This is a genomic window from Limnohabitans sp. 63ED37-2 (assembly GCF_001412535.1).
Lineage (GTDB): Bacteria > Pseudomonadota > Gammaproteobacteria > Burkholderiales > Burkholderiaceae_C > Limnohabitans_A.
In genome coordinates, this window is the sequence record NZ_CP011774.1 from 3,245,200 (window position 1) to 3,267,417 (window position 22,218).

General features: G+C 57.6%; 17 protein-coding genes and 4 tRNA genes. All 21 read left to right on the forward strand.

Going from position 1 to position 22,218, the window contains the following annotated elements:
- Positions 1-47 precede the first annotated feature (47 nt).
- The 21 genes from L63ED372_RS15465 to L63ED372_RS15565 all read left to right on the forward strand — a co-directional run bounded on the left by L63ED372_RS15465 (position 48) and on the right by L63ED372_RS15565 (position 22,205).
- Positions 48-133 (forward strand) — tRNA-Tyr (locus L63ED372_RS15465).
- 87 nt (positions 134-220) lie between these two features.
- A tRNA-Gly gene (locus L63ED372_RS15470) sits at positions 221-294 on the forward strand.
- A gap of 30 nt (positions 295-324) precedes the next feature.
- Positions 325-399, forward strand: a tRNA-Thr gene (locus L63ED372_RS15475).
- Positions 400-472: 73 nt separating this feature from the next.
- Positions 473-1,663, forward strand: coding sequence for an elongation factor Tu (tuf, locus tag L63ED372_RS15480; protein WP_053172486.1), 1,191 nt, complete (start codon positions 473-475; stop codon positions 1,661-1,663).
- A 12-nt stretch (positions 1,664-1,675) separates the two neighbouring features.
- A tRNA-Trp gene (locus L63ED372_RS15485) sits at positions 1,676-1,751 on the forward strand.
- A 98-nt stretch (positions 1,752-1,849) separates the two neighbouring features.
- Positions 1,850-2,233, forward strand: coding sequence for a preprotein translocase subunit SecE (gene secE / locus L63ED372_RS15490; RefSeq protein ID WP_062407238.1), 384 nt, complete (start codon positions 1,850-1,852; stop codon positions 2,231-2,233).
- A complete protein-coding gene (gene nusG / locus L63ED372_RS15495) occupies positions 2,233-2,814 on the forward strand; it encodes a transcription termination/antitermination protein NusG (RefSeq protein WP_062407239.1) in 582 nt (193 codons plus the stop codon). Before secE ends, nusG begins: the two co-directional genes overlap by 1 nt.
- A gap of 121 nt (positions 2,815-2,935) precedes the next feature.
- Positions 2,936-3,367 carry a 50S ribosomal protein L11 gene (gene rplK, locus L63ED372_RS15500; protein ID WP_062407242.1) on the forward strand — a complete coding sequence of 144 codons (432 nt, stop codon included), beginning with the start codon at positions 2,936-2,938 and terminating at the stop codon, positions 3,365-3,367.
- Entirely contained in the window at positions 3,368-4,063 is a 696-nt protein-coding gene (rplA, locus tag L63ED372_RS15505; protein WP_062407244.1) for a 50S ribosomal protein L1, read from the forward strand. It abuts the gene before it with no gap.
- 254 nt (positions 4,064-4,317) lie between these two features.
- Entirely contained in the window at positions 4,318-4,824 is a 507-nt protein-coding gene (gene rplJ, locus L63ED372_RS15510; protein WP_062407245.1) for a 50S ribosomal protein L10, read from the forward strand.
- 40 nt (positions 4,825-4,864) lie between these two features.
- Complete coding sequence (gene rplL, locus L63ED372_RS15515) at positions 4,865-5,239, forward strand: 50S ribosomal protein L7/L12 (protein WP_019428453.1); 375 nt, start codon at positions 4,865-4,867, stop codon at positions 5,237-5,239.
- Between the two features lie 253 nt (positions 5,240-5,492).
- Positions 5,493-9,617, forward strand: a complete 4,125-nt coding sequence (gene rpoB, locus L63ED372_RS15520) for a DNA-directed RNA polymerase subunit beta (RefSeq protein ID WP_062407246.1) — start codon at positions 5,493-5,495, stop codon at positions 9,615-9,617.
- A gap of 23 nt (positions 9,618-9,640) precedes the next feature.
- Complete coding sequence (rpoC, locus tag L63ED372_RS15525) at positions 9,641-13,855, forward strand: DNA-directed RNA polymerase subunit beta' (protein ID WP_062407247.1); 4,215 nt, start codon at positions 9,641-9,643, stop codon at positions 13,853-13,855.
- A gap of 101 nt (positions 13,856-13,956) precedes the next feature.
- Positions 13,957-14,499 carry a hypothetical protein gene (locus L63ED372_RS15530; protein WP_062407248.1) on the forward strand — a complete coding sequence of 181 codons (543 nt, stop codon included), beginning with the start codon at positions 13,957-13,959 and terminating at the stop codon, positions 14,497-14,499.
- A gap of 125 nt (positions 14,500-14,624) precedes the next feature.
- A complete protein-coding gene (gene rsmB / locus L63ED372_RS15535; RefSeq protein ID WP_062408257.1) occupies positions 14,625-15,956 on the forward strand; it encodes a 16S rRNA (cytosine(967)-C(5))-methyltransferase RsmB in 1,332 nt (443 codons plus the stop codon).
- Positions 15,957-15,987: 31 nt separating this feature from the next.
- Complete coding sequence (locus L63ED372_RS15540) at positions 15,988-16,551, forward strand: DUF4390 domain-containing protein (protein WP_062407249.1); 564 nt, start codon at positions 15,988-15,990, stop codon at positions 16,549-16,551.
- A 1-nt stretch (position 16,552) separates the two neighbouring features.
- Positions 16,553-18,850: a sensor histidine kinase gene (locus tag L63ED372_RS15545; protein WP_062407250.1), complete on the forward strand. Its 2,298-nt coding sequence runs from the start codon at positions 16,553-16,555 to the stop codon at positions 18,848-18,850.
- Positions 18,851-18,869: 19 nt separating this feature from the next.
- Positions 18,870-19,532 carry a response regulator gene (locus L63ED372_RS15550; RefSeq protein WP_062407252.1) on the forward strand — a complete coding sequence of 221 codons (663 nt, stop codon included), beginning with the start codon at positions 18,870-18,872 and terminating at the stop codon, positions 19,530-19,532.
- Between the two features lie 605 nt (positions 19,533-20,137).
- A complete protein-coding gene (locus tag L63ED372_RS15555; protein WP_062407255.1) occupies positions 20,138-20,869 on the forward strand; it encodes a MerR family transcriptional regulator in 732 nt (243 codons plus the stop codon).
- Between the two features lie 8 nt (positions 20,870-20,877).
- Complete coding sequence (locus L63ED372_RS15560) at positions 20,878-21,399, forward strand: hypothetical protein (RefSeq protein WP_156343650.1); 522 nt, start codon at positions 20,878-20,880, stop codon at positions 21,397-21,399.
- Positions 21,400-21,419: 20 nt separating this feature from the next.
- The gene (locus L63ED372_RS15565; RefSeq protein WP_231624508.1) at positions 21,420-22,205 is read left to right on the forward strand and encodes a metallophosphoesterase; all 786 of its coding nucleotides are present in this window, start codon (positions 21,420-21,422) and stop codon (positions 22,203-22,205) included.
- Positions 22,206-22,218: the final 13 nt, after the last annotated feature.

The following is a 22,218-nucleotide window of genomic DNA, read 5'->3' on the forward strand; positions in this document are numbered from 1 at the left end:
TCTTGCGGGGTGTCACAAAAAGATGGCATAATCTAAGACTCGCTTCTGGAGGGGTGCCCGAGTGGCTAAAGGGGGCAGACTGTAAATCTGTTGGCTTACGCCTACACTGGTTCGAATCCAGTCTCCTCCACCAGCAAACTGGCTTAGGCCGGAATGAATAGAGCAATTGGAAATGGTTTCCAAGCATTGGCGCAGCATCCACTCGTGCGGCGCAATCAGTGCGGGAGTAGTTTAATGGTAGAACCTTAGCCTTCCAAGCTAATGACACGGGTTCGATTCCCGTTTCCCGCTCCAGTCAACCGGTTGAGTTTGTCAGAAGTTTTCGCCCTTGTGGCTCAGTGGTAGAGCACTCCCTTGGTAAGGGAGAGGTCGCGGGTCCGATTCCCGCCAAGGGCACCAGTTTTGGGGCGCGCAATGCGAGTTGTGCGCCCTCTGTCTTGGTTGTTGACCGCTACTTTTCGGAGTCGAAGATATGGCAAAAGAGAAATTCGAACGGACCAAACCCCACGTGAACGTGGGCACCATCGGTCACGTTGACCACGGCAAAACCACCCTGACTGCTGCCATCACCACCGTGTTGGCTGCCAAGTTCGGCGGTGCTGCCAAAGCGTACGACCAGATCGACGCGGCGCCCGAAGAGAAGGCCCGTGGTATCACGATCAACACCGCGCACGTTGAGTACGAAACAGAAAATCGTCACTACGCACACGTGGACTGCCCTGGCCACGCTGACTATGTGAAGAACATGATCACCGGTGCTGCCCAGATGGACGGTGCGATTTTGGTTTGCTCCGCTGCTGACGGCCCTATGCCTCAGACCCGTGAACACATCCTGTTGGCCCGCCAGGTGGGCGTGCCTTACATCATCGTGTTCCTGAACAAGTGCGACATGGTTGACGACGCTGAGTTGTTGGAACTGGTCGAGATGGAAGTGCGCGAGTTGTTGTCCAAGTACGACTTCCCAGGCGACGATACACCGATCGTGCAAGGTTCCGCCAAGCTGGCACTGGAAGGCGACAAGGGTCCTCTGGGCGAGCAAGCCATCATGAAGCTGGCCGAAGCTTTGGACACTTACATCCCTACGCCTGACCGCGCAGTGGACGGCGCATTCCTGATGCCCGTGGAAGACGTGTTCTCCATCTCTGGCCGTGGCACCGTGGTGACCGGCCGTATCGAGCGCGGTATCGTCAAAGTCGGCGAAGAAATCGAAATCGTGGGTATCAAAGACACGGTCAAGACCACTTGCACAGGCGTTGAGATGTTCCGCAAGCTGCTGGACCAAGGTCAAGCTGGCGACAACGTCGGTATCTTGCTGCGCGGCACCAAGCGCGAAGACGTCGAGCGCGGCCAAGTGCTGTGCAAGCCCGGCTCGATCAAGCCACACACCCACTTCACGGGCGAGATCTATGTCTTGTCCAAAGACGAAGGTGGCCGTCACACGCCTTTCTTCAACAACTACCGTCCCCAGTTCTACTTCCGTACGACTGACGTGACCGGCGCGATCGAGTTGCCAGAAGGCAAAGAGATGGTGATGCCTGGTGACAACGTGTCGATCACTGTGAAGTTGATCAACCCCATTGCGATGGAAGAAGGCTTGCGCTTCGCCATCCGCGAAGGCGGCCGCACGGTTGGCGCTGGCGTGGTTGCCAAGATCATCGCTTAAAGAGGTTCAAGTAGGGGTATAGCTCAATTGGCAGAGCGTCGGTCTCCAAAACCGAAGGTTGTAGGTTCGATTCCTACTGCCCCTGCCACCTGAAAAGGTGGATTTTCAAGCCCGCTAGACTCTAGCGGGCTTCCTTGTCTGATCAGAGCCTTTTGAAAACAAGGCTCAACAAAGGTTTTCAGCCGTATGGCAACATCCGAAGTTCAAACAGTCAGTACCGCTGGCGACAAAATGCGCCTTGCCCTGGTGGCTGCGCTGGTCATTGCTGGCTTGGTGGCTTATTACATGTTGTCTGCGCAAGGCGTCTGGGCGCAGTGGGGCGGCTTGTTGGTTGGCCTTGTGGCTGCGGTTGTGGTGTTTTTCACGGCCGAGACAGGCCGACAACTGGTGGCTTTTGGGCGCGATGCTGTGCGCGAAACCAAAAAAGTGGTGTGGCCAGAGCGCAAAGAAGCTTTGCAAATCACTTTGTACGTGTTCGCTTTTGTGGTGGTGATGGCCCTGTTTTTGTGGCTCACCGACAAAACTCTGGAATGGGTTTTTTACGATCTGATTCTCGGGTGGAAAAAATAATGAACGATGTTGTAGTCAACGCGCCGATGGCGGGCTCTTCGACCAACCCGGACCTGAAATGGTACGTGGTGCATGCCTATTCCGGCATGGAAAAAGCGGTCGAGCGCAACATCATTGAGCGCATCACGCGCTCGGGCATGGAATCAAAGTTTGGTCGGATCTTGGTCCCCACTGAAGAAGTGGTGGAAATCAAGAACGGCCAAAAGCGTACCACCGAACGAAAGTTCTTCCCCGGCTATGTGTTGGTGGAAATGGTGATGGATGACGAAACTTGGCACTTGGTCAAGCACACCAACAAGGTGACCGGTTTTGTGGGTGGTGCGAAAAACCGCCCAGCCCCCATCTCCGAAGCGGATGTGGCCAAAATCGTCAATCAGATGCAAGAAGGCACCGACAAACCCCGTCACAAGGTGGAGTTTGAAGTCGGTGAATACATCCGCGTCAAGGAAGGCCCGTTCACGGACTTCAATGGCACGGTGGAAGAAGTCAACTATGAGCGCAACAAGATGCGTGTGTCGGTGACCATTTTCGGTCGCGCTACACCGGTTGAGTTGGAGTTCAGTCAAGTCGAAAAGACCTGATTTTGTCAGTTTATCGAACTGGTGCTTCCCGACTCGGCACCTGTTTTTGATCTTGAGTCGTTAACCCCGGGGAGCCAAGGACCTGTCGGTCCGAAGCGCTATAACCCGCAAGGAGAAAAGCATGGCGAAAAAAATCGTCGGCTTCATCAAGCTGCAAGTGCCAGCTGGTAAAGCCAACCCATCACCACCGATCGGTCCTGCTCTGGGCCAGCGTGGTCTGAACATCATGGAATTCTGCAAGGCGTTCAACGCCCAGACCCAAGGCGTTGAGCCGGGCCTGCCATTGCCTGTGGTCATCACAGCGTTTGCAGACAAATCCTTCACCTTCATCATCAAGACGCCACCTGCAGCGACCTTGATCAAGAAGTCCATCAAGATTGACAAGGCTTCGACCAAGCCAGGTCTGGAAAAAGTCGGCAAGATCACCCGCGCTCAGCTGGAAGAAATCGCCAAGACAAAAATGAAAGATCTGACTGCTGCCGACCTGGACGCAGCCGTTCGCACCATCGCCGGTACTGCCCGTTCCATGGGCGTGAATGTGGAGGGCGTGTAAATGTCCAAGCTCACCAAAAAACAAAAAGCCCTGGCTGGCAAAGTCGACAGCCTGAAGCTGTACGCACTGTCTGACGCTTTGACCATCGTCAAAGAGTGCGCGACCGCCAAGTTTGACGAGTCCATCGACGTGGCCGTCCAACTCGGCATCGATGCCAAGAAGTCCGATCAAGTGGTTCGTGGCGCTGTTGTGTTGCCCAATGGCACCGGCAAGACCGCTCGTGTGGCCGTGTTCGCACAAGGCGCCAAGGCTGAAGAAGCCCGCGCTGCTGGTGCAGACGTGGTGGGCATGGACGACCTCGCAGCCCGCGTGAAAGCTGGCGACATGCCTTTCGATGTGGTCATCGCTGCCCCTGACGCCATGCGCGTGGTCGGTACTCTGGGTCAAATCTTGGGCCCACGTGGCCTGATGCCTAACCCCAAAGTCGGCACTGTGACCCCTGACGTGGCCACCGCCGTGAAAAACGCCAAGGCCGGTCAAGTGCAGTTCCGTGTGGACAAAGCCGGTATCGTGCATGGCACCATCGGTCGTCGCTCGTTCGACACCGACAAGTTGCAAGGCAACTTGGCTGCGCTGGTGGAAGCCTTGGTGAAAGCCAAGCCTGCGACCAGCAAAGGCGTGTACCTGCGCAAAGTGGCTGTTTCGTCGACCATGGGTGTGGGCGTTCGCGTCGACACACAATCCATCTCGGCGTGATGGCAAAGATTTGAGGGGCTCATCCGAGCTCCTCAATGTGGTGGGTCGTTGATCTTGCAAAAGATCGGCGGGCCATCCAAGACCGTTGGTGCACACCCCGTGTGCTTAATCAACAAAACCTCAAGTCTTCTTGAAGTTTTGGGCCAACGCAGATGGCGATCCCGCTGCAGATGGATGAAGATCCAAAACAGTTGGTCGCTGCAAATAGGCGTGTTCAAGGGGCAACCCGGACAACACATATAAAGGAGTAGACCTTGAGTCTGAATCGCAGTGAGAAAGAAGCGGTCATTTCCGAAGTGACCGACCTCGCCGCTAAAGCTCAAACGCTGGTGATGGCGGAATACCGTGGCATCACGGTCGCTGACATGACAAACCTGCGCGTCAAAGCTCGCAGCCTGGGCGTTTCGCTGAGCGTGTTGAAAAACACCCTGGCCCGCCGTGCTGTGACCGGTACGCAGTTTGAAGTTGTCGCCGACCAGATGACCGGCCCGCTGATCTATGGCTTCTCTGAAGATGCAGTGGCCGCCGCGAAAGTGGTGGCAGACTTCGCGAAAACCAACGACAAGTTGGTCATTCGCGCAGGTGCATTTGCAGGCAAAGCTTTGGACGTCAACGGCGTGAAGCAATTGGCAAGCATCCCTTCGAAAGAAGTTTTGTTGGCTCAGTTGTGTGGCTTGCTGATGTCGCCAATGTCCCGCACCGCTGTGGTGTTGGGTGCTCTGGCGGCCAAAAAAGGCGAAGGCGAAGCTGTTGCCGCTTAAGGCCAGCGTTCGTGTTTTAACCAATTGTTAGGAAATAAAAATGGCATTCGATAAAGACGCATTTTTGACCGCGCTGGACAGCATGACGGTCATGGAACTCAACGACCTGGTGAAAGCCATCGAAGAGAAGTTTGGTGTGAGCGCTGCCGCTATGGCCGCTCCTGCTGCAGCTGGTGGCGGTGCCGCTGCTGCTGCTGAAGAGAAGACCGACTTCAACGTCATGTTGCTCGAAGCTGGCGCCAACAAAGTGTCCGTGATTAAAGCTGTGCGCGAAATCACCGGTCTGGGCTTGAAAGAAGCCAAAGACTTGGTGGACGGTGCTCCTAAGGCGGTCAAAGAAGGCCTGCCTAAGGCTGACGCTGAAGCCGCTAAGAAGAAGCTGGAAGAAGCTGGCGCCAAGGCCGAACTCAAGTAATTCGGTTTTGTTCCAAGGCTGGAGTGTCCGAAAGGGCCTCCAGCCTTTGGTGCTTGAAGAGCACACCGAAAAGCAGACTCTGTTCAGTCTTCTTTCCAGTGTTTTCTGACCCGACTGCAGAAGACCCTTGGTTCGGGTTGCGTGCAATGCGCAATCGTCCGCCAACGCTGGTAGAGGCCAGCCGCCAAGACCGTTAAGAGAGTGCAACAGCTCGCTTAACACACAGTTCTGAAAGATCAAGCCCGGAGATCTCATGGCCTATTCATACACCGAACGCAAGCGAATCCGCAAAAGTTTCGGAAGCCGCGAAAGCGTGCTCGAAGTTCCTTACCTGCTGCAAATGCAAAAAGACGCTTACACGTCCTTCTTGCAGGCAGGGGTGGTTCCCTCCAAACGCACACACGAAGGCCTGCAAGCCGCATTTAAGTCGGCTTTTCCGATCGTCTCCCACAACGGTTTTGTGGAGATGAAATTCGTCGAGTACAACCTCGCCAAGCCAGCGTTTGACGTGCGCGAGTGCCAAACACGTGGTCTGACCTTCTCGTCGGCCGTGCGTGCCCGCGTTCAACTCATCATTTACGACCGTGATTCTTCGACCTCGCAAAACAAAGTGGTCAAAGAAGTCAAAGAGCAAGAGGTCTACATGGGCGAAGTGCCCTTGATGACCGACAAAGGCTCCTTCATCATCAACGGCACCGAGCGCGTGATCGTGTCTCAGTTGCACCGCTCTCCTGGCGTGTTCTTTGAACACGACAAGGGCAAAACCCACAGCTCGGGCAAGCTGCTGTTCTCGGCCCGCATCATCCCTTACCGCGGTTCTTGGCTCGACTTCGAATTCGACCCCAAAGACATCCTGTACTTCCGCGTTGACCGTCGTCGCAAGATGCCTGTTTCCATTCTGCTCAAGGCCATTGGCTTGAACCCAGAATCGATCCTTGCGAACTTCTTCGTCAACGACAACTTCCGCCTCATGGACAGCGGTGCACAAATGGAATTTGTGGCCGAGCGTCTGCGCGGCGAAGTGGCGCGTTTTGACATCACCGACAAGTCCGGCAAAGTGGTGGTGGCCAAAGACAAGCGTATCACCGTGCGCCACACCCGCGAGCTGGAGCAGTCCGGTACCACGCACATCAGCGTGCCCGAAGACTTCCTGATTGGCCGCGTGGTGGCCCGCAGCATCGTCGAAGCCGACACGGGCGAAATCATCGCCAAGGCCAACGAAGAGCTGACCGAAGCCCTGCTGAAGAAGCTGCGCACCTCTGGCGTGCAAGACCTGCCCTGCATCTACACGAACGAACTCGACCAAGGTGCGTACATCTCGCAAACCTTGCGCATCGACGAGACCGTGGACGAGTTTGCAGCCCGTGTGGCCATCTACCGCATGATGCGCCCTGGCGAGCCGCCAACAGAAGACGCGGTCCAAGCCCTGTTCCAGCGCCTGTTCTACAACCCCGACACTTACGATTTGTCGCGTGTGGGCCGCATGAAATTCAACGCCCGCGTGGGCCGTGGCGAGTCCACTGGCCCCATGGTGTTGACCAACGAAGACATCTTGGCCGTGGTCAAGATCTTGGTGGACCTGCGCAACGGCAACGGCGAAGTCGATGACATCGACCACCTGGGCAACCGCCGCGTGCGTTGCGTGGGCGAATTGGCCGAGAACCAGTACCGCACAGGTCTGGCACGTATCGAAAAGGCTGTGAAAGAGCGTTTGGGCCAGGCCGAGCAAGAGCCGCTCATGCCGCATGACCTGATCAACTCCAAGCCGATTTCTGCGGCTTTGAAAGAGTTCTTTGGTGCTTCGCAGCTGTCGCAATTCATGGACCAGACCAACCCTCTGGCCGAGATCACCCACAAGCGCCGCGTGTCGGCTCTTGGCCCAGGTGGTTTGACCCGCGAGCGTGCAGGCTTCGAAGTGCGCGACGTGCACGTGACCCACTACGGTCGTGTGTGCCCGATTGAAACGCCAGAAGGTCCCAACATTGGTTTGATCAACTCGCTGGCTTTGTATGCCCGCCTGAACGAGTACGGCTTCATCGAAACCCCGTACCGCCGAGTGGTCGAAGGCAAAGTCACGATGGACATCGACTACCTGTCGGCCATCGAAGAAGGCAAGTACGTCATCGCCCAGGCCAACGCCACATTGGACAAAGACGGCAAGCTGACCGGTGATTTGGTCTCTGCCCGTGAAAAAGGCGAATCCATTCTGTGCGGCGCTGAGCGCATCCAGTACATGGACGTGTCGCCTGCCCAGATCGTGTCGGTGGCCGCTTCGTTGGTGCCATTCTTGGAGCACGATGACGCCAACCGCGCTTTGATGGGTGCCAACATGTCGCGTCAGGCCGTGCCTGTGCTTCGCCCTGAAAAGCCCATGGTCGGTACCGGCATCGAGCGCGTTGCAGCGGTCGACTCCGGCACTGTGGTCACGGCCACTCGTGGCGGTATCGTCGACTACGTGGACGCCACCCGCATCGTGATCCGCGTGAACGACGCGGAAGCTTTGGCCGGTGAAGTGGGTGTGGACATCTACAACCTGATCAAGTACCAGCGTTCCAACCAGAACACCAACATCCACCAGCGCCCCATCGTCAAGCGTGGCGACAAGCTGGCCAAGGGTGACGTGATTGCCGACGGCGCATCGACTGACCTGGGCGAGATCGCCATTGGTCAGAACATGCTGATCGCTTTCATGCCTTGGAACGGCTACAACTTCGAAGACTCGATCTTGATCTCTGAGCGTGTGGTGGCCGAAGACCGCTACACCTCGATCCACATCGAAGAACTCGTGGTCATGGCCCGTGACACCAAGTTGGGTGCCGAAGAAATTTCGCGCGACATCCCCAATCTGTCCGAGCAGCAACTGGGTCGTCTGGACGACTCCGGCATCATCTACGTGGGCGCCGAAGTGCAACCCGGCGATGTGTTGGTGGGCAAGGTCACACCCAAGGGCGAGACCACCCTGACACCCGAAGAAAAACTGCTGCGCGCCATCTTCGGTGAAAAAGCCAGCGATGTGAAAGACACCTCGCTGCGCGTGGACCAGGGCTCGCAAGGCACTGTGATCGACGTGCAGGTCTTCACCCGTGAAGGCATCGTGCGTGACAAGCGTGCCCAGCAAATCATCGACGACGAACTCAAGCGTTTCCGCCTGGACCTGAACGACCAGCTGCGCATCGTGGAAGCCGACGCGTTTGACCGTATCGAGAAACTCCTCGTGGGTCGTGTGGCCAACGGTGGTCCGCAAAAGCTGGCCAAGGGCACCAAGCTCGACAAGGCCTACATGGAGTCGGTGGACAAATTCCATTGGTTCGACATTCGTCCTGCCGAGGACGACGTGGCCATGCAACTGGAGTCCATCAAGAACTCGCTGGAGCAAACCCGCCACAGCTTTGACTTGTCCTTTGAAGAAAAGCGCAAGAAGCTCACCCAAGGCGACGAGTTGCCTGCTGGCGTGCTGAAAATGGTCAAGGTCTACCTGGCTGTCAAGCGCCGCTTGCAGCCTGGTGACAAGATGGCCGGTCGTCACGGTAACAAGGGCGTGGTCTCCAAGATCGTGCCCGTCGAAGACATGCCTTTCATGGCCGACGGCACCCCTGCCGACATCGTGCTCAACCCGCTGGGCGTGCCATCGCGCATGAACGTGGGTCAGGTGCTCGAAGTCCACTTGGGCTGGGCTGGCAAAGGCATTGGCCAACGCATTGGCAACATGCTGCAAGCCGAAACCCAGCGCATGGAAAAGATTGCCGAGCTGCGCAAGCTGTTCGAGCAGCTCTACAACAGCATGGGCCGCAAGGAAGACTTGTCGCAACTGAGCGATGACGAAGTGCTGGACATGGCGGGCAACCTCAAAGAGGGCTTCCCCTTCGCTACCCCCGTGTTCGACGGTGCGGCCGAAGAAGAAATCCGTGCCATGTTGCACTTGGCCTACCCAGAAGATTTGGCCAAAGCCAAGGGTCTGACAGCCACGCGCACCCAAGCCAACTTGTTCGACGGCCGCACAGGCGACGCCTTTGACCGTCCGACCACCATTGGCTACATGCACTTCTTGAAATTGCACCACTTGGTGGACGACAAGATGCACGCCCGCTCGACCGGTCCTTACAGCTTGGTCACACAGCAGCCGCTGGGTGGTAAAGCGCAGTTCGGTGGTCAGCGTTTCGGTGAGATGGAAGTGTGGGCGCTGGAAGCGTATGGCGCTTCTTATGTTCTGCAAGAGATGCTCACCGTGAAGTCCGACGACGTGCAAGGCCGTACCAAGGTCTACGAGAGCATCGTCAAAGGCGAACACTCCATCGAAGCGGGCATGCCCGAATCGTTCAACGTGCTGGTCAAGGAAATCCGTTCGCTGGGCCTTGACATCGAGCTCGAGCGTTCTTAATTCACAGGCAAAGGATTCAAACCATGAAATCACTACTCGACCTGTTCAAGCAGTTCACGCCCGATGACCACTTCGATGCCATCCGCATCGGCCTGGCATCGCCCGAGAAGATCCGTTCCTGGTCTTTTGGCGAAGTGAAAAAGCCTGAAACCATCAACTACCGCACCTTCAAGCCCGAGCGCGATGGTCTGTTTTGCGCCAAGATCTTTGGCCCCATCAAAGACTATGAATGCCTGTGCGGCAAGTACAAGCGCCTCAAGCACCGCGGTGTCATCTGCGAGAAGTGCGGCGTTGAAGTCACACAGACCAAAGTGCGTCGCGAGCGCATGGGCCACATTGACCTGGCTGCACCTTGCGCCCACATCTGGTTCCTGAAGTCGCTGCCTTCGCGCTTGGGCCTGGTGCTCGACATGACGCTGCGTGACATCGAACGTGTGTTGTACTTTGAAGCGTATGTCGTGACCGACCCCGGCATGACACCGCTCAAGAAGTTCGGCATCATGTCCGAGGACGATTACGACGCCAAAGTCAAAGAGTACGGCGATGAATTCGTGGCCAAGATGGGCGCCGAAGGCATCAAGGAATTGCTGCAAGGCATCGACATCGAAAGCGAAATCGAGCGCCTGCGCGGTGACTTGACTGGCTCTGAGCTCAAAGTCAAGAAGAACTCCAAGCGCCTCAAAGTGCTGGAAGCCTTCAAGAAATCGGGCATCAAGCCCGAGTGGATGGTGCTCGAAGTGCTGCCTGTGTTGCCACCGGACCTGCGTCCTTTGGTGCCACTGGACGGTGGCCGTTTTGCGACCTCCGACTTGAACGACCTGTACCGCCGCGTGATCAACCGCAACAGCCGTTTGCGCCGTTTGCTGGAACTCAAAGCGCCCGAGATCATTGCGCGCAACGAAAAGCGCATGTTGCAAGAAGCCGTGGACAGCTTGCTGGACAACGGCCGTCGCGGTAAGGCCATGACCGGCGCCAACAAGCGTGCCCTGAAGTCTTTGGCCGACATGATCAAAGGCAAGAGCGGTCGTTTCCGTCAGAACTTGCTGGGCAAGCGCGTCGACTACTCCGGTCGTTCCGTCATCACCGTGGGTCCAACCCTCAAACTGCACCAGTGTGGTTTGCCCAAGTTGATGGCGATTGAGTTGTTCAAGCCCTTCATCTTTGCGCGTCTCGAAGCCATGGGCATCGCGACCACCATCAAGGCTGCGAAGAAAGAAGTCGAAGCCGGCACCCCTGTGGTGTGGGACATCCTGGAAGAGGTCATCAAAGAGCACCCCGTGATGCTCAACCGTGCGCCGACGCTGCACCGTTTGGGCATTCAGGCGTTCGAACCTTTGCTGATCGAAGGCAAAGCCATTCAGTTGCACCCCCTCGTTTGCGCGGCCTTCAACGCCGATTTCGACGGTGACCAAATGGCCGTTCACGTGCCTTTGTCGGTCGAAGCGCAGATGGAAGCCCGCACCCTGATGCTGGCTTCGAACAACATCTTGTTCCCCGCTTCTGGCGAACCATCGATTGTGCCGTCGCAAGACGTGGTGCTGGGCTTGTACTACGCCACACGTGACCGCATCAACGCCAAAGGCGAAGGCCTGATCTTCTCTGACATCGGTGAAGTGCAGCGCGCCCTGGATGCCGGTGCTGTCGAGTTGACCGCCAAGATCAACGTGCGCATGACCGAGTGGACCAAAGACAAAGCCACGGGCGAGTTCAACTCGTCGGTGTCGATGGTAGAAACCACCGTGGGCCGTGCCTTGTTGTCCGAGATCCTGCCCAAGGGCCTGCCCTTCAGCAACCTGAACAAGGCGCTGAAGAAAAAGGAAATCTCCAAGCTGATCAACACGTCTTTCCGCAAGTGCGGTTTGAAAGAGACCGTGGTGTTCGCTGACAAGCTGTTGCAAAACGGCTTCCGTTTGGCCACACGCGCCGGTATCTCGATCGGCATCGACGATATGTTGGTGCCGCCTGAGAAGCCCGCCATCATTGAAGCGGCCGAAAAAGAAGTCAAAGACATTGAGCAGCAATACGTCTCCGGTCTGGTGACCGCTGGCGAGCGCTACAACAAGGTGGTCGACATCTGGGGCAAAGCCGGTGACGTCGTCTCCAAAGTGATGATGGACCAGCTGCGCAAAGAGCGCACCATTGACCGCCATGGCAATGAAGTCGATCAGGAATCGTTCAACTCGATTTACATGATGGCCGACTCGGGTGCCCGCGGCTCTGCAGCGCAGATTCGCCAATTGGCCGGTATGCGTGGTCTGATGGCCAAGCCTGACGGCTCGATCATTGAGACCCCCATCACGGCGAACTTCCGTGAAGGCCTGAACGTGTTGCAGTACTTCATCTCGACACACGGTGCACGTAAAGGTCTGGCCGACACGGCTTTGAAGACCGCCAACTCGGGTTACCTGACCCGTCGTCTGGTGGACGTGACGCAAGACTTGGTGGTGACCGAGTTGGATTGCGGCACCGCCGATGGCTCGCTGATGCGCGCCATCGTCGAAGGTGGCGAAGTGATCGAGTCGTTGCGTGACCGTATCCTGGGCCGCACCGCTGCCGAGGACGTACTGCACCCCGAAACCCGCGCTGTGCTGGCTTCCGCTGGCACCATGCTGGAAGAAGACCTCATTGACGAACTCGAAGCCGCTGGCGTCGACGAAGTCAAGGTGCGCACAGCATTGACCTGCGAAACACGCTTTGGTTTGTGCGCCAAGTGCTATGGCCGCGATTTGGGCCGCGGAGGCTTGGTCAACAACGGCGAAGCGGTCGGTGTGATTGCCGCCCAGTCGATTGGCGAGCCCGGCACGCAGCTGACCATGCGAACCTTCCACATCGGTGGTGCGGCTTCACGTGCGGCCGTGGCCTCCAGCGTGGAAGCCAAATCCAACGGTGCCATCGGCTTCAACGCCACCATGCGCTATGTGACCAACAGCAAAGGCGAGTTGGTGGTGATTTCCCGTTCTGGCGAAATCATCATCAGCGAGCACGGCCGTGAGCGCGAGCGTCACAAAGTGCCTTACGGTGCCATCTTGTCGGTCAAGGCCGACCAGGCCATCAAGGCCGGCACCATTTTGGCCAACTGGGACCCACTGACCCGTCCGATCATCACCGAGTACGCGGGTACCGTGAAGTTCGAGAACGTCGAAGAAGGCCTGACTGTGGCCAAGCAGCTGGACGAAGTGACCGGCTTATCGACTCTGGTGGTCATTGACCCCAAGCGCCGTGGTGCTGCCAAAGTGGTGCGCCCTCAGGTCAAGCTGATCGATGCCCAAGGCAAGGAAGTCAAGATTCCCGGCACCGACCACTCGGTGACGATTGGCTTCCAGATCGGCTCGCTGATCCAGGTGCGCGACGGCATGGACGTGGGACCTGGCGAAGTGCTGGCCCGTATCCCGGTCGAAGGTCAAAAGACCCGCGACATCACCGGCGGTTTGCCCCGAGTGGCCGAACTGTTCGAAGCCCGCACACCCAAAGACAAGGGCATGCTGGCCGAGATCACCGGTACCGTGTCGTTCGGCAAGGAAACCAAGGGCAAGGTCCGCTTGCAAATCACCGACCCTGAAGGCAAGGTCTGGGATGAACTGATCCCCAAAGAGAAGAACATCTTGGTGCACGAAGGTCAAGTGGTCAACAAAGGCGAAAGCATTGTGGACGGCCCGGCCGATCCACAAGACATCTTGCGCTTGTTGGGCATCGAAGAGCTGGCCCGCTACATCGTGGACGAAGTGCAGGACGTTTACCGCTTGCAAGGCGTGAAGATCAACGACAAGCACATCGAAGTGATTGTTCGTCAGATGTTGCGCCGCGTGGTGGTCGAGAACATCGGTGACTCCAACTACATCTCCGGTGAGCAGGTGGAGCGTTCCGAAATGCTCAACACCAACGACGCTTTGCAGCGCGATGGCAAGATCCCCGCGACCTTCAGCAACCTGTTGCTCGGTATCACGAAGGCCTCTTTGTCGACCGACTCGTTCATCTCGGCCGCTTCCTTCCAGGAAACGACCCGCGTGTTGACCGAAGCGGCCATCATGGGCAAGCGCGACGAGCTGCGTGGCCTGAAGGAAAACGTGATCGTCGGTCGCCTGATTCCCGCCGGTACAGGCTTGGCTTACCACCAGGCCCGCAAAGTCAAGGACGCCATGGACGACGCCGAGCGCCGCGCCATAGCGGACGCCGAGGCGGCGGACATGGCCGGTGACACGGCGGAAGACACCGTCACCGACGCAGGCGAAGCCGCCTGAACGGTGCATTCACCGCCAACGCGGTGAGTCCAATCAGCCCCTGCACCGCGATGTGGTCAGGGGCTGTTTTTATGGGGTGATGGCCCTGAGAGGAATGGAACATGGGTGCTCTGGTGGTGGGTGTGGTGCTGGCCTTGTGCCTGTTCTGGTCGGTGGGTGCGCACAACCGTCTGGTGCGTTTGCGCTCCGAAGTGGTGCGCCAGTGGAGCAGTGTGGACGCCGTGTGGTTGCGCCTCTTGGTGCGATTGCAAGGGGGCTTGGCGGCGCGGCAAAGCCTGGTCAGCGAGGCCGAGGCGCAAGAGTTGCAGGCGGTGCAAACCGCCAGCGAACAGATGCTCGAGGCCCTCACGCAGGCCCGCTTGCAGCCGCTCGACGAAGCGGTGCAAAAACAGGTGATCAGCCAGCATCTGCAACTGGTCAGTGAAATCCGTGTGTTGCAACAACAAGCCCATGAAGCCATCCGGCCCGATTTGGAGATTGCCCTCAACCGCATGCGCCAAACCTTGCCCGCTGCCATGATTCCGTACCATGTGGCCGTCGGTGCTTACAACGACGCATTGAGCATGAGGCCAGCTTCATGGCTGGCGCGGCGTTTGAACTTCAAACCCGCCGTGCGCATGGACCTGACCATGGCCTCCTCTTGAGAGCCGTCACCATGAACGACAAGCCATCAGCACAAAAACGCCCAGAACAGAAGGTGCAAGGCGCAGCGCTGCCTGCAGCCAGGCGCAAGCCCAGCACGGGCCAGCCACAAGCTCGTGATCACGGCATGGCCACGTCCGTGCCCTTGTCGCGGCAGCTGCAAGCCACGGCGGCGGTGGTTCAAGCGGTGCGGGCCGGACGATCTTTGACCACTGAACTGGCCAGCGTGCCACTCGAGCTGCGCCCGGGTGTTCAAGCCCTGACTTTTCAGGTGATGCGGCAACTGGGCCGCGCCATGGCCCTGCGCGAGCGTTTGGCCAGCAAGGCACCGCCTCCTGCGGCCGACGCCTTGTTGTGCACTGCCCTGGCCTTGAGCTGGCAGGGTGAAGGTGCCCCTTACCCGGTGCACACCCTGGTCAACCAGGCCGTCGAGGCGGCAAGGCAACAAAGACAGACCTCGGCCCAAAGTGGCTTCATCAACGCGTGTTTGCGCCGTTTTTTGCGCGAGCGTGAGGACTTGGTGGCCGCAACGGACAGCGACCCACAGGCGCGCTGGAATCACCCACGCTGGTGGGTGGCGCGTGTGCAGGACGAATACCCAGAGGACTGGCAAAAATTGCTGGACATGGCGCAACAAGCAGCCCCCATGAGCCTGCGTGTGGACACCCGTCACCACAGTGTGGCCGCATACCAGGAGCAGCTGCAGGCCCTGGGCTTGGGCGCCAAGGCTGTGGGCGCATCGGGTTTGCAACTTGAGCGCGCGGTGCCCGTGCAGCAGTTGCCCGGATTTGAGCTGGGCCATGTGTCGGTGCAAGATGCCGCGGCGCAAGTGGCTGCCCCTTTGTTGCTGCAAGGCCTCGATGTGGATCAGCCCTGGCGCATTCTGGATGCCTGTGCCGCCCCGGGGGGTAAAACAGGGCACCTGCTGGCCTGCTACCCCCAGGCGCAGGTTTTGGCGCTGGATGTAGACGCCACGCGGTGCCAGCGCATCGAAGACAACTTGAAGCGCTTGGGCGCGCAGGCTCAGGCCCGTGCCCAGGTGCGCGCTGCCGATGCCGCCCAGCCTGCACAGTGGTGGGACGGTGTGGCTTTTGACGCGATCTTGCTGGATGCACCCTGCACCGCTTCCGGCATCGTGCGCAGACACCCCGATGTGCGCTGGCTGCGCCGCCCTGGCGACAGCGCACAACTGGCCCAGACTCAGGCCCAGCTGCTCAAGGCCCTGTGGCCCTTGCTGGCCCCGGGGGGGCGCTTGCTGTACTGCACTTGCTCGGTTTTCCATTCGGAGGGAGAAGACACCGTGCAAGCGTTTCTTCAGCGCAACACCCATGCACGAATGCTGCCCTCACCCGGTCATTTGATACCCGGGAAAATACCCATGGGCCTTCCTCTCAAGCACAATGCATTGGGTGAACACGACGGTTTCTATTACGCACTGCTGGAGAAGATTCGGGATTGAGCTGGGCGCTTGGTTGACCCGGGCTTTGCTCATGGCCGTGCTGGGTCTGGGCAGTGCATGGGCGCAGACCTCCAGCGTGGAGCTGACCGAGCTCATGCCGGTGCGCAAAGACAACGCCTTGCTGCTCAACGCCCAGCTCAAACTGGAGTTGGGCCCGGCCGTGGAAGACGCCCTCATCAAAGGCCTGGCGGTGCACTTTGTGGTGGAAGCCGAGGTGTTGCGCGAGCGTTGGTACTGGACCGACAAAAAAACCGGCGCGGCCAGCCGTTATTACCGCTTGGCTTTTCAGCCCCTGACCCGCCGCTGGCGGCTGAACGTCTCCAGCGAGCCGATTTCTGGCACGGGCCTCGCGGGCAGCATTTCTCAGAACTTCGAAACCCTGGCCGAGGCCCTGAGCGTGATCCGCCGTCAATCGGCCTGGAAAATCGCCGACGCCCAGAGTCTGGACCCCGATGCCCGACAACGCCTGCGTTACGAATTCAAGCTCGATGTCACCCAATTGCCCCGCCCTTTCCAAATTGCGGCGGGTAACCAGGCCGACTGGAACCTGCAGGTGATCAAGACCTTGCGCCTGAGCGAAGAGCTGGTGCGCTGACATGGCCTGGCTCAAAGCAACCCGCGCACCCTTGACCGAGAGGCCCTCCCGGACCAGCCGCTGGTTGATGCTGGTGGGCGCTGTGAGCGTGGCCGCCATTGGCATTGGCTTGCTGGTGCTCATGACACAGGCCACCGGCAACCGGGAGCGCTACAACCAGAACTACGAATGGCTGGTGCTCATCAACGCGGTGGTGGCCAGTGGCTTGTTGATCACCATCTTGTGGGGCATGGTGCGCTTGTTGCGCAGCTTGTACAAAGGCCAATTCGGTTCACGCTTGCTGGTCAAGCTCGCTGGCATTTTTGCCTTGGTGGGTGTCATTCCGGGCTTGCTGATTTATGTGGTGTCTTACCAGTTCGTCTCGCGCTCGATCGAAAGCTGGTTTGACGTGAAAGTGGAGGCGGCCCTCGTGGCGGGCCTCAACCTGGGGCGGGCCACCTTGGACACGCTCAGTGAAGACCTGAACAAGCAAGGCCGTGCTGCCGCTGCCAATTGGGCAGAAGCCAGCGAGCTCAACCCGGCCCTTGCAGCCGAAAAAATCCGCACCCAATTGGGCGCCAGCGATGTGGCCATCTGGAGCTTGGGGGGCCAAATGGTAGCCAGTGCGGGCCCTTCGCGCTTTCAACTCAGGGCTGACCGCCCCACACCCCAGCAACTGCGGGAGGCCCGTCAAAACGGCAGTCTGGCCTGGGTGGAGGGACTGGACGAAGCCATCCCCGGTGGTGACAAGGGCCGAATCAAGGTTCTGGTGCTGTTTCCCCAATGGAGCCTGGCCCTGAACGAAGACCGGCGTTTGCTGATGGTGACCCAGGAGCTGCCCCCCACTCTGGTCAACAACGCGCTGGAGGTGCAATCCGCCTACCGCGAATACCAAGAGCGGGCCCTGGCCCGTGATGGCCTGCGGCGCATGTACATCGGCACCCTCACACTGAGCCTGTTCCTGGCCGTGCTGGGGGCCATCTTGCTGGCTGTCTTGCTGGGCAATCAACTGGCGCGTCCCCTGCTGCTGTTGGCCCACGGCATGCGCCAGGTGGCGGCGGGCGACTTGCGGCCCAAACTGGCACTGCAAGGCAAAGACGAGTTGGGCGGCCTGACCCGCTCGTTTGCGGACATGACGCAGCAACTCGCCGATGCCCGCGCCAACGGCGAGCGCAGCCTGAACCAGCTCGACCAGGCCAGAAGCAAGCTGCAAACCATCCTGGACAACCTGACAGCCGGGGTCATGGTGCTGGACGCACAAGGCACCATCGCATCGGCCAACCCTGGGGCCACACGCATCTTGCGCGTGCCCGTCAGTGCGCACGAAGGCCAGGGCCTGCAAGGCTTGCCGGGCTTGCAGGCTTTTGCGCAAGAGGTGGACGCGCAATTCAAGGCCTTGCATGCCGGCAACGACGCACGCGAATTGGACCACTGGCAAAAATCATTCGACATCCATGCAGCGGGTCAGGGCTTGAGCCAGACCGGTGTGACCTTGCTCGCACGCGGGGCCGTCTTGCCCGATGGCATGCGCTTGTTGGTGTTCGACGACATCTCGGAAATTGTCTCGGCCGAACGCGCCCAGGCTTGGGGCGAAGTGGCCCGCAGGCTGGCACACGAAATCAAGAACCCGCTCACGCCCATTCAGTTGTCGGCCGAGCGGCTGGAAAGGCGCCTGATCGGTAAATTGGAAGCGCAAGACGACGCGGTGTTGGCCAAATCGGTCAAGACCATCGTCGACCAAGTGGAGGCCATGAAACGCCTGGTCAATGAATTTCGCGACTACGCCCGTTTGCCATCGGCCGAACTCAAGCCCCTGCAACTCAATGCCTTGGTCAGTGACGTGCTGGCCCTGTATGCCAGCGAACCGCACGACAGCGTGGCGCGCGCCACCGTGGTCGCTGAGTTGGATGCTGCATGCCCCCTGATCTTGGGAGACGAACAGCAATTGCGCCAGGTCATTCACAACTTGCTGCAAAACGCACAAGACGCCTGCGAAGCGCGTGGCCAAGGCCTGACCACAGCCCGAGTGCAGGTGCGAACCGAGTGGCGTGCGCAGCGCCAGCGGGTGCGTTTGACGGTGACCGACACCGGCCCTGGCTTTGCCCCCCATATCTTGCAACGGGCCTTTGAACCGTACGTCACCACCAAGGCCAAAGGCACCGGACTGGGTTTGGCGGTGGTCAAAAAAATAGCCGATGAACACGGCGCACGCATCGACATGACCAACGTGCAAGAGGGCGACAACATTCAGGGTGCGCAAGTCTCGTTATCATTCGCAGTGGCGCAAACCGCACAGGGGCTGGAACAGCCCCCTTCATGAACAGAGACAAAACAGGCATATGGCAAATATTTTGGTGGTGGACGACGAGCTGGGCATACGCGACCTGCTCTCAGAAATCCTCTTTGACGAGGGGCACCAGGTGGAGCTCGCTGAAAACGCCGCGCAAGCGCGCGAGGCTCGCCAGAACATGCGCCCTGACCTGGTGTTGTTGGACATCTGGATGCCCGATACAGATGGCGTGAGCCTTCTCAAGGAATGGGCCGCCAGCGGATTGCTGAACATGCCCGTGATCATGATGAGTGGGCACGCCACCATCGACACCGCAGTGGACGCGGTCAAGATCGGCGCACACGCCTTTCTTGAAAAGCCTATCACCTTGCAAAAACTGCTCAAGGCCGTCGAGCAAGGCTTGGCCCGCGACCAAGTTCAGCAGGCCATGTTGGCCGCCAGCCCGCCCCCGCCACCCAGTGTGTTGTCCATGGCCACGGTCGTCGTCACGGAAAACAACGTGGCCCCCGATGTGCAGCAAAGTTTTGAACTCGACCGCCCGCTGCGCGAAGCGCGCGATGCTTTCGAAAAAGCCTACTTTGAATTCCATTTGGCCCACGAAGGTGGCTCCATGACCCGGGTTGCCGAAAAAACGGGCCTGGAGCGCACCCACCTGTACCGCAAGCTCAAGCAACTCGGCGTGGACCTCACACGCAGCAAACGCAGCCCTTGATGGATCTCGCGTGGCCACGCATTCGCACTCTCGAGCATGTGCCCCGCTACTCCATACCGGTATTTTTTGAAGCCCTCGCTCATAAGCACACAAAAGACCTGCTAGAATACAAGGCTCAGGCCCGGTAGCTCAGTTGGTAGAGCAGCGGATTGAAAAAGTCCGCTCGGCGCTAGAACTTCAGCATTAATGGCGCCTGCAAATTGGGTGCAAAACGGTGCGGCACACTCTGTGCTGACAGTGCCAAATCCCCCCTCTTAAAGTAAATCAAAGTAGTTCAAAACTGCTGTGCTGGCAGCTGCTTGGTTGTCTGTTGGCGCAGCGCTTCAGCTAGCGTAGCCCCCAGCTTTTTCCAGCGTCCTGCAACGCATTTACAAGCCCTACAGCACGCTTTTAGCCCAGCGGGCAGGCACTGGGTGCTGGATGGAGCGTTTTTCGCTTGTATAGCTTCTGCTGCACATCTAGCGATTTGAGCGTAAAGAAAAATTACGCTCGTGAGACACCTACGTCGACTAATTAAGACCCCCGCATAGGACGAAAGGAGATGAATAGCTAAATTGTTGACAGCAACAATTACAGTGTCATAATTACACTGTAAAGGATTAAGCATGTCAGTTATTCAAAGCCACAAAGCCTTTTGGGGACCCATCGCAGAGCTTATCGAACGAGCAAGGATCGTTAGCAAAGGTATGGGTCTTAACTCTGAAAAAATGACCGATAGGCTTATCAGATATTACGCAGCCCAAGGCGTATTAGACAAGCCGGACAGGTTGGGGCGCGATGCCGCCTACAACTACCGTCACCTTCTCCAGTTGCTGACGGCAAGGCGCCTATCTGAGAAAGGTGTGTCGTTGGAGATCATTGGTCGGCACAACTTATCTACAACCACTGAACTACTTGAAAAGGGACTGATCAAGCCTGTTGAGATGGAGGTGTTTGTCACACCCCCGAAGAGCGAGGCGAATGTCATGGTTCCTAAGACATTGAATGGCAGTCCTCTCGCCATGGTCGATGTGCTGTCAGAAGTGCGGGCGTTGAAAGACCAGTTCAACAAGGATCATGAGGAATTGCGTCGAGTGCGTGAAGCCGTGGGTGAATTTGCGTCACAACTCAAGGAATTTCATGCGGGGCTGGACGGAATAAAAGTTGAGCTGGAAGCGGTAGTTCGACTAGTCAAAACAGGCCTGGACAAGATGTATCAAACCGAGGACAAATTCGGATACATGCTCGAAAAGAATCTCAGTGCTCACAATGAAAAATTCAACTATTTGGTTGAAGGCATTGAACGGGTTGAGCGCACCTTACTCAAGATAGAAATCAACAGCGGTCAGGCCAAATGAGGACCAATATGGAAATCATCTTTCGACCAATGGCCTATGACACAAGGATGAATCCGATCAATCGAATGTTCGGCTATGTCCGCTCATTAGAGTCAGACACGGTATCGGTGACGGCTAACCCTATGCCAGGATCGCCACTCTCAATTGTTGTTGATCAACTTAACCTCGATAGAGCCCGCATCCACAAGGCTGCAGTGAAAAGTAACAGGCACTCAAAAATTGCCGTACTAGAGAGCATGACGCCAAGGATTTTCTTAATACCGAAAACGACAGGAGACAAAGAGGCATCGGCGATCATCGATGCGCTGATTGAAAACGCCGCAGAGTGCGAGTCGGAAGTTCTGAACTTCACACACTACGGACTGATCAGGGGTAATGTGCCGGAAGCGGAAGTGACCAGCATCTTTGAACGTTTTGCAGAAAAAAGCAATGAGTCAAAGATCAAGGTAATAGTTTGGGACGTAGACGCACGACACGTTCAGACTTTTCGCTCTTTACACCAAAAACATTTCCTTGGACGTCGGCAATGAAATCTAGGAAACGAAACGGATTGCTTGCCCTCATGCTGATGAGCCTAGTGGGCTTGGTGGTGTATTCCATATGGATAGAGCCGCAACGTATTGAAGTTGTTCAGCATGACATGAGTGCCCAATCAGAGGAAGTGTCATTCAGGTTGATACAAGTGTCAGACTTACACCTTCGTGGGTATGGTGAGCATGAAAAATACATTGCTCAAACGATCAAGGATATGAATGCGGATCTTGTGGTGCTAACAGGGGATGCGATTGATCGACAGGAGGCTATACCCTGGCTACGATCGTTCGTGAAAGAGTTGGGCACTGTCCCTGTTCTCCATGTCCTTGGAAACTGGGAACACTGGAGTGATTTGAGCCTAGAGTCATTGAACAGCACGGGCGTGAGGCTGTTGCTGAACGAAAGATGGACGCTAATAAAAGGCCAGAGACGTCTGGAAATTATTGGGTTAGATGACTACACGGCAGGACAACCCGACCTGGGTCTCATTTCCATAAGTTCATCATTCAGTCGAGATAAATCCACAGTGCTTGTACAGCACTCTCCAGGATTTTTTGATCAAGCCAGTGTCACTCGAGAAATGGGCGCACAACGATTTGATTTGTGCCTTGCTGGGCATACACATGGAGGACAGGTGGCGATATTTGGTTGGGCCCCGATGAAGCCAGTGGGCAGTGGGCGTTTTACAGCAGGTTTTTACGATGTACCAGGTTGCCGTCTATACGTATCACGTGGCTTGGGTACATCTGTCATGCCCATCAGGCTGGGATCGAGGCCAGAGGTGGCTGTGTTTGAATTTTAAGCGGTGAAACAGA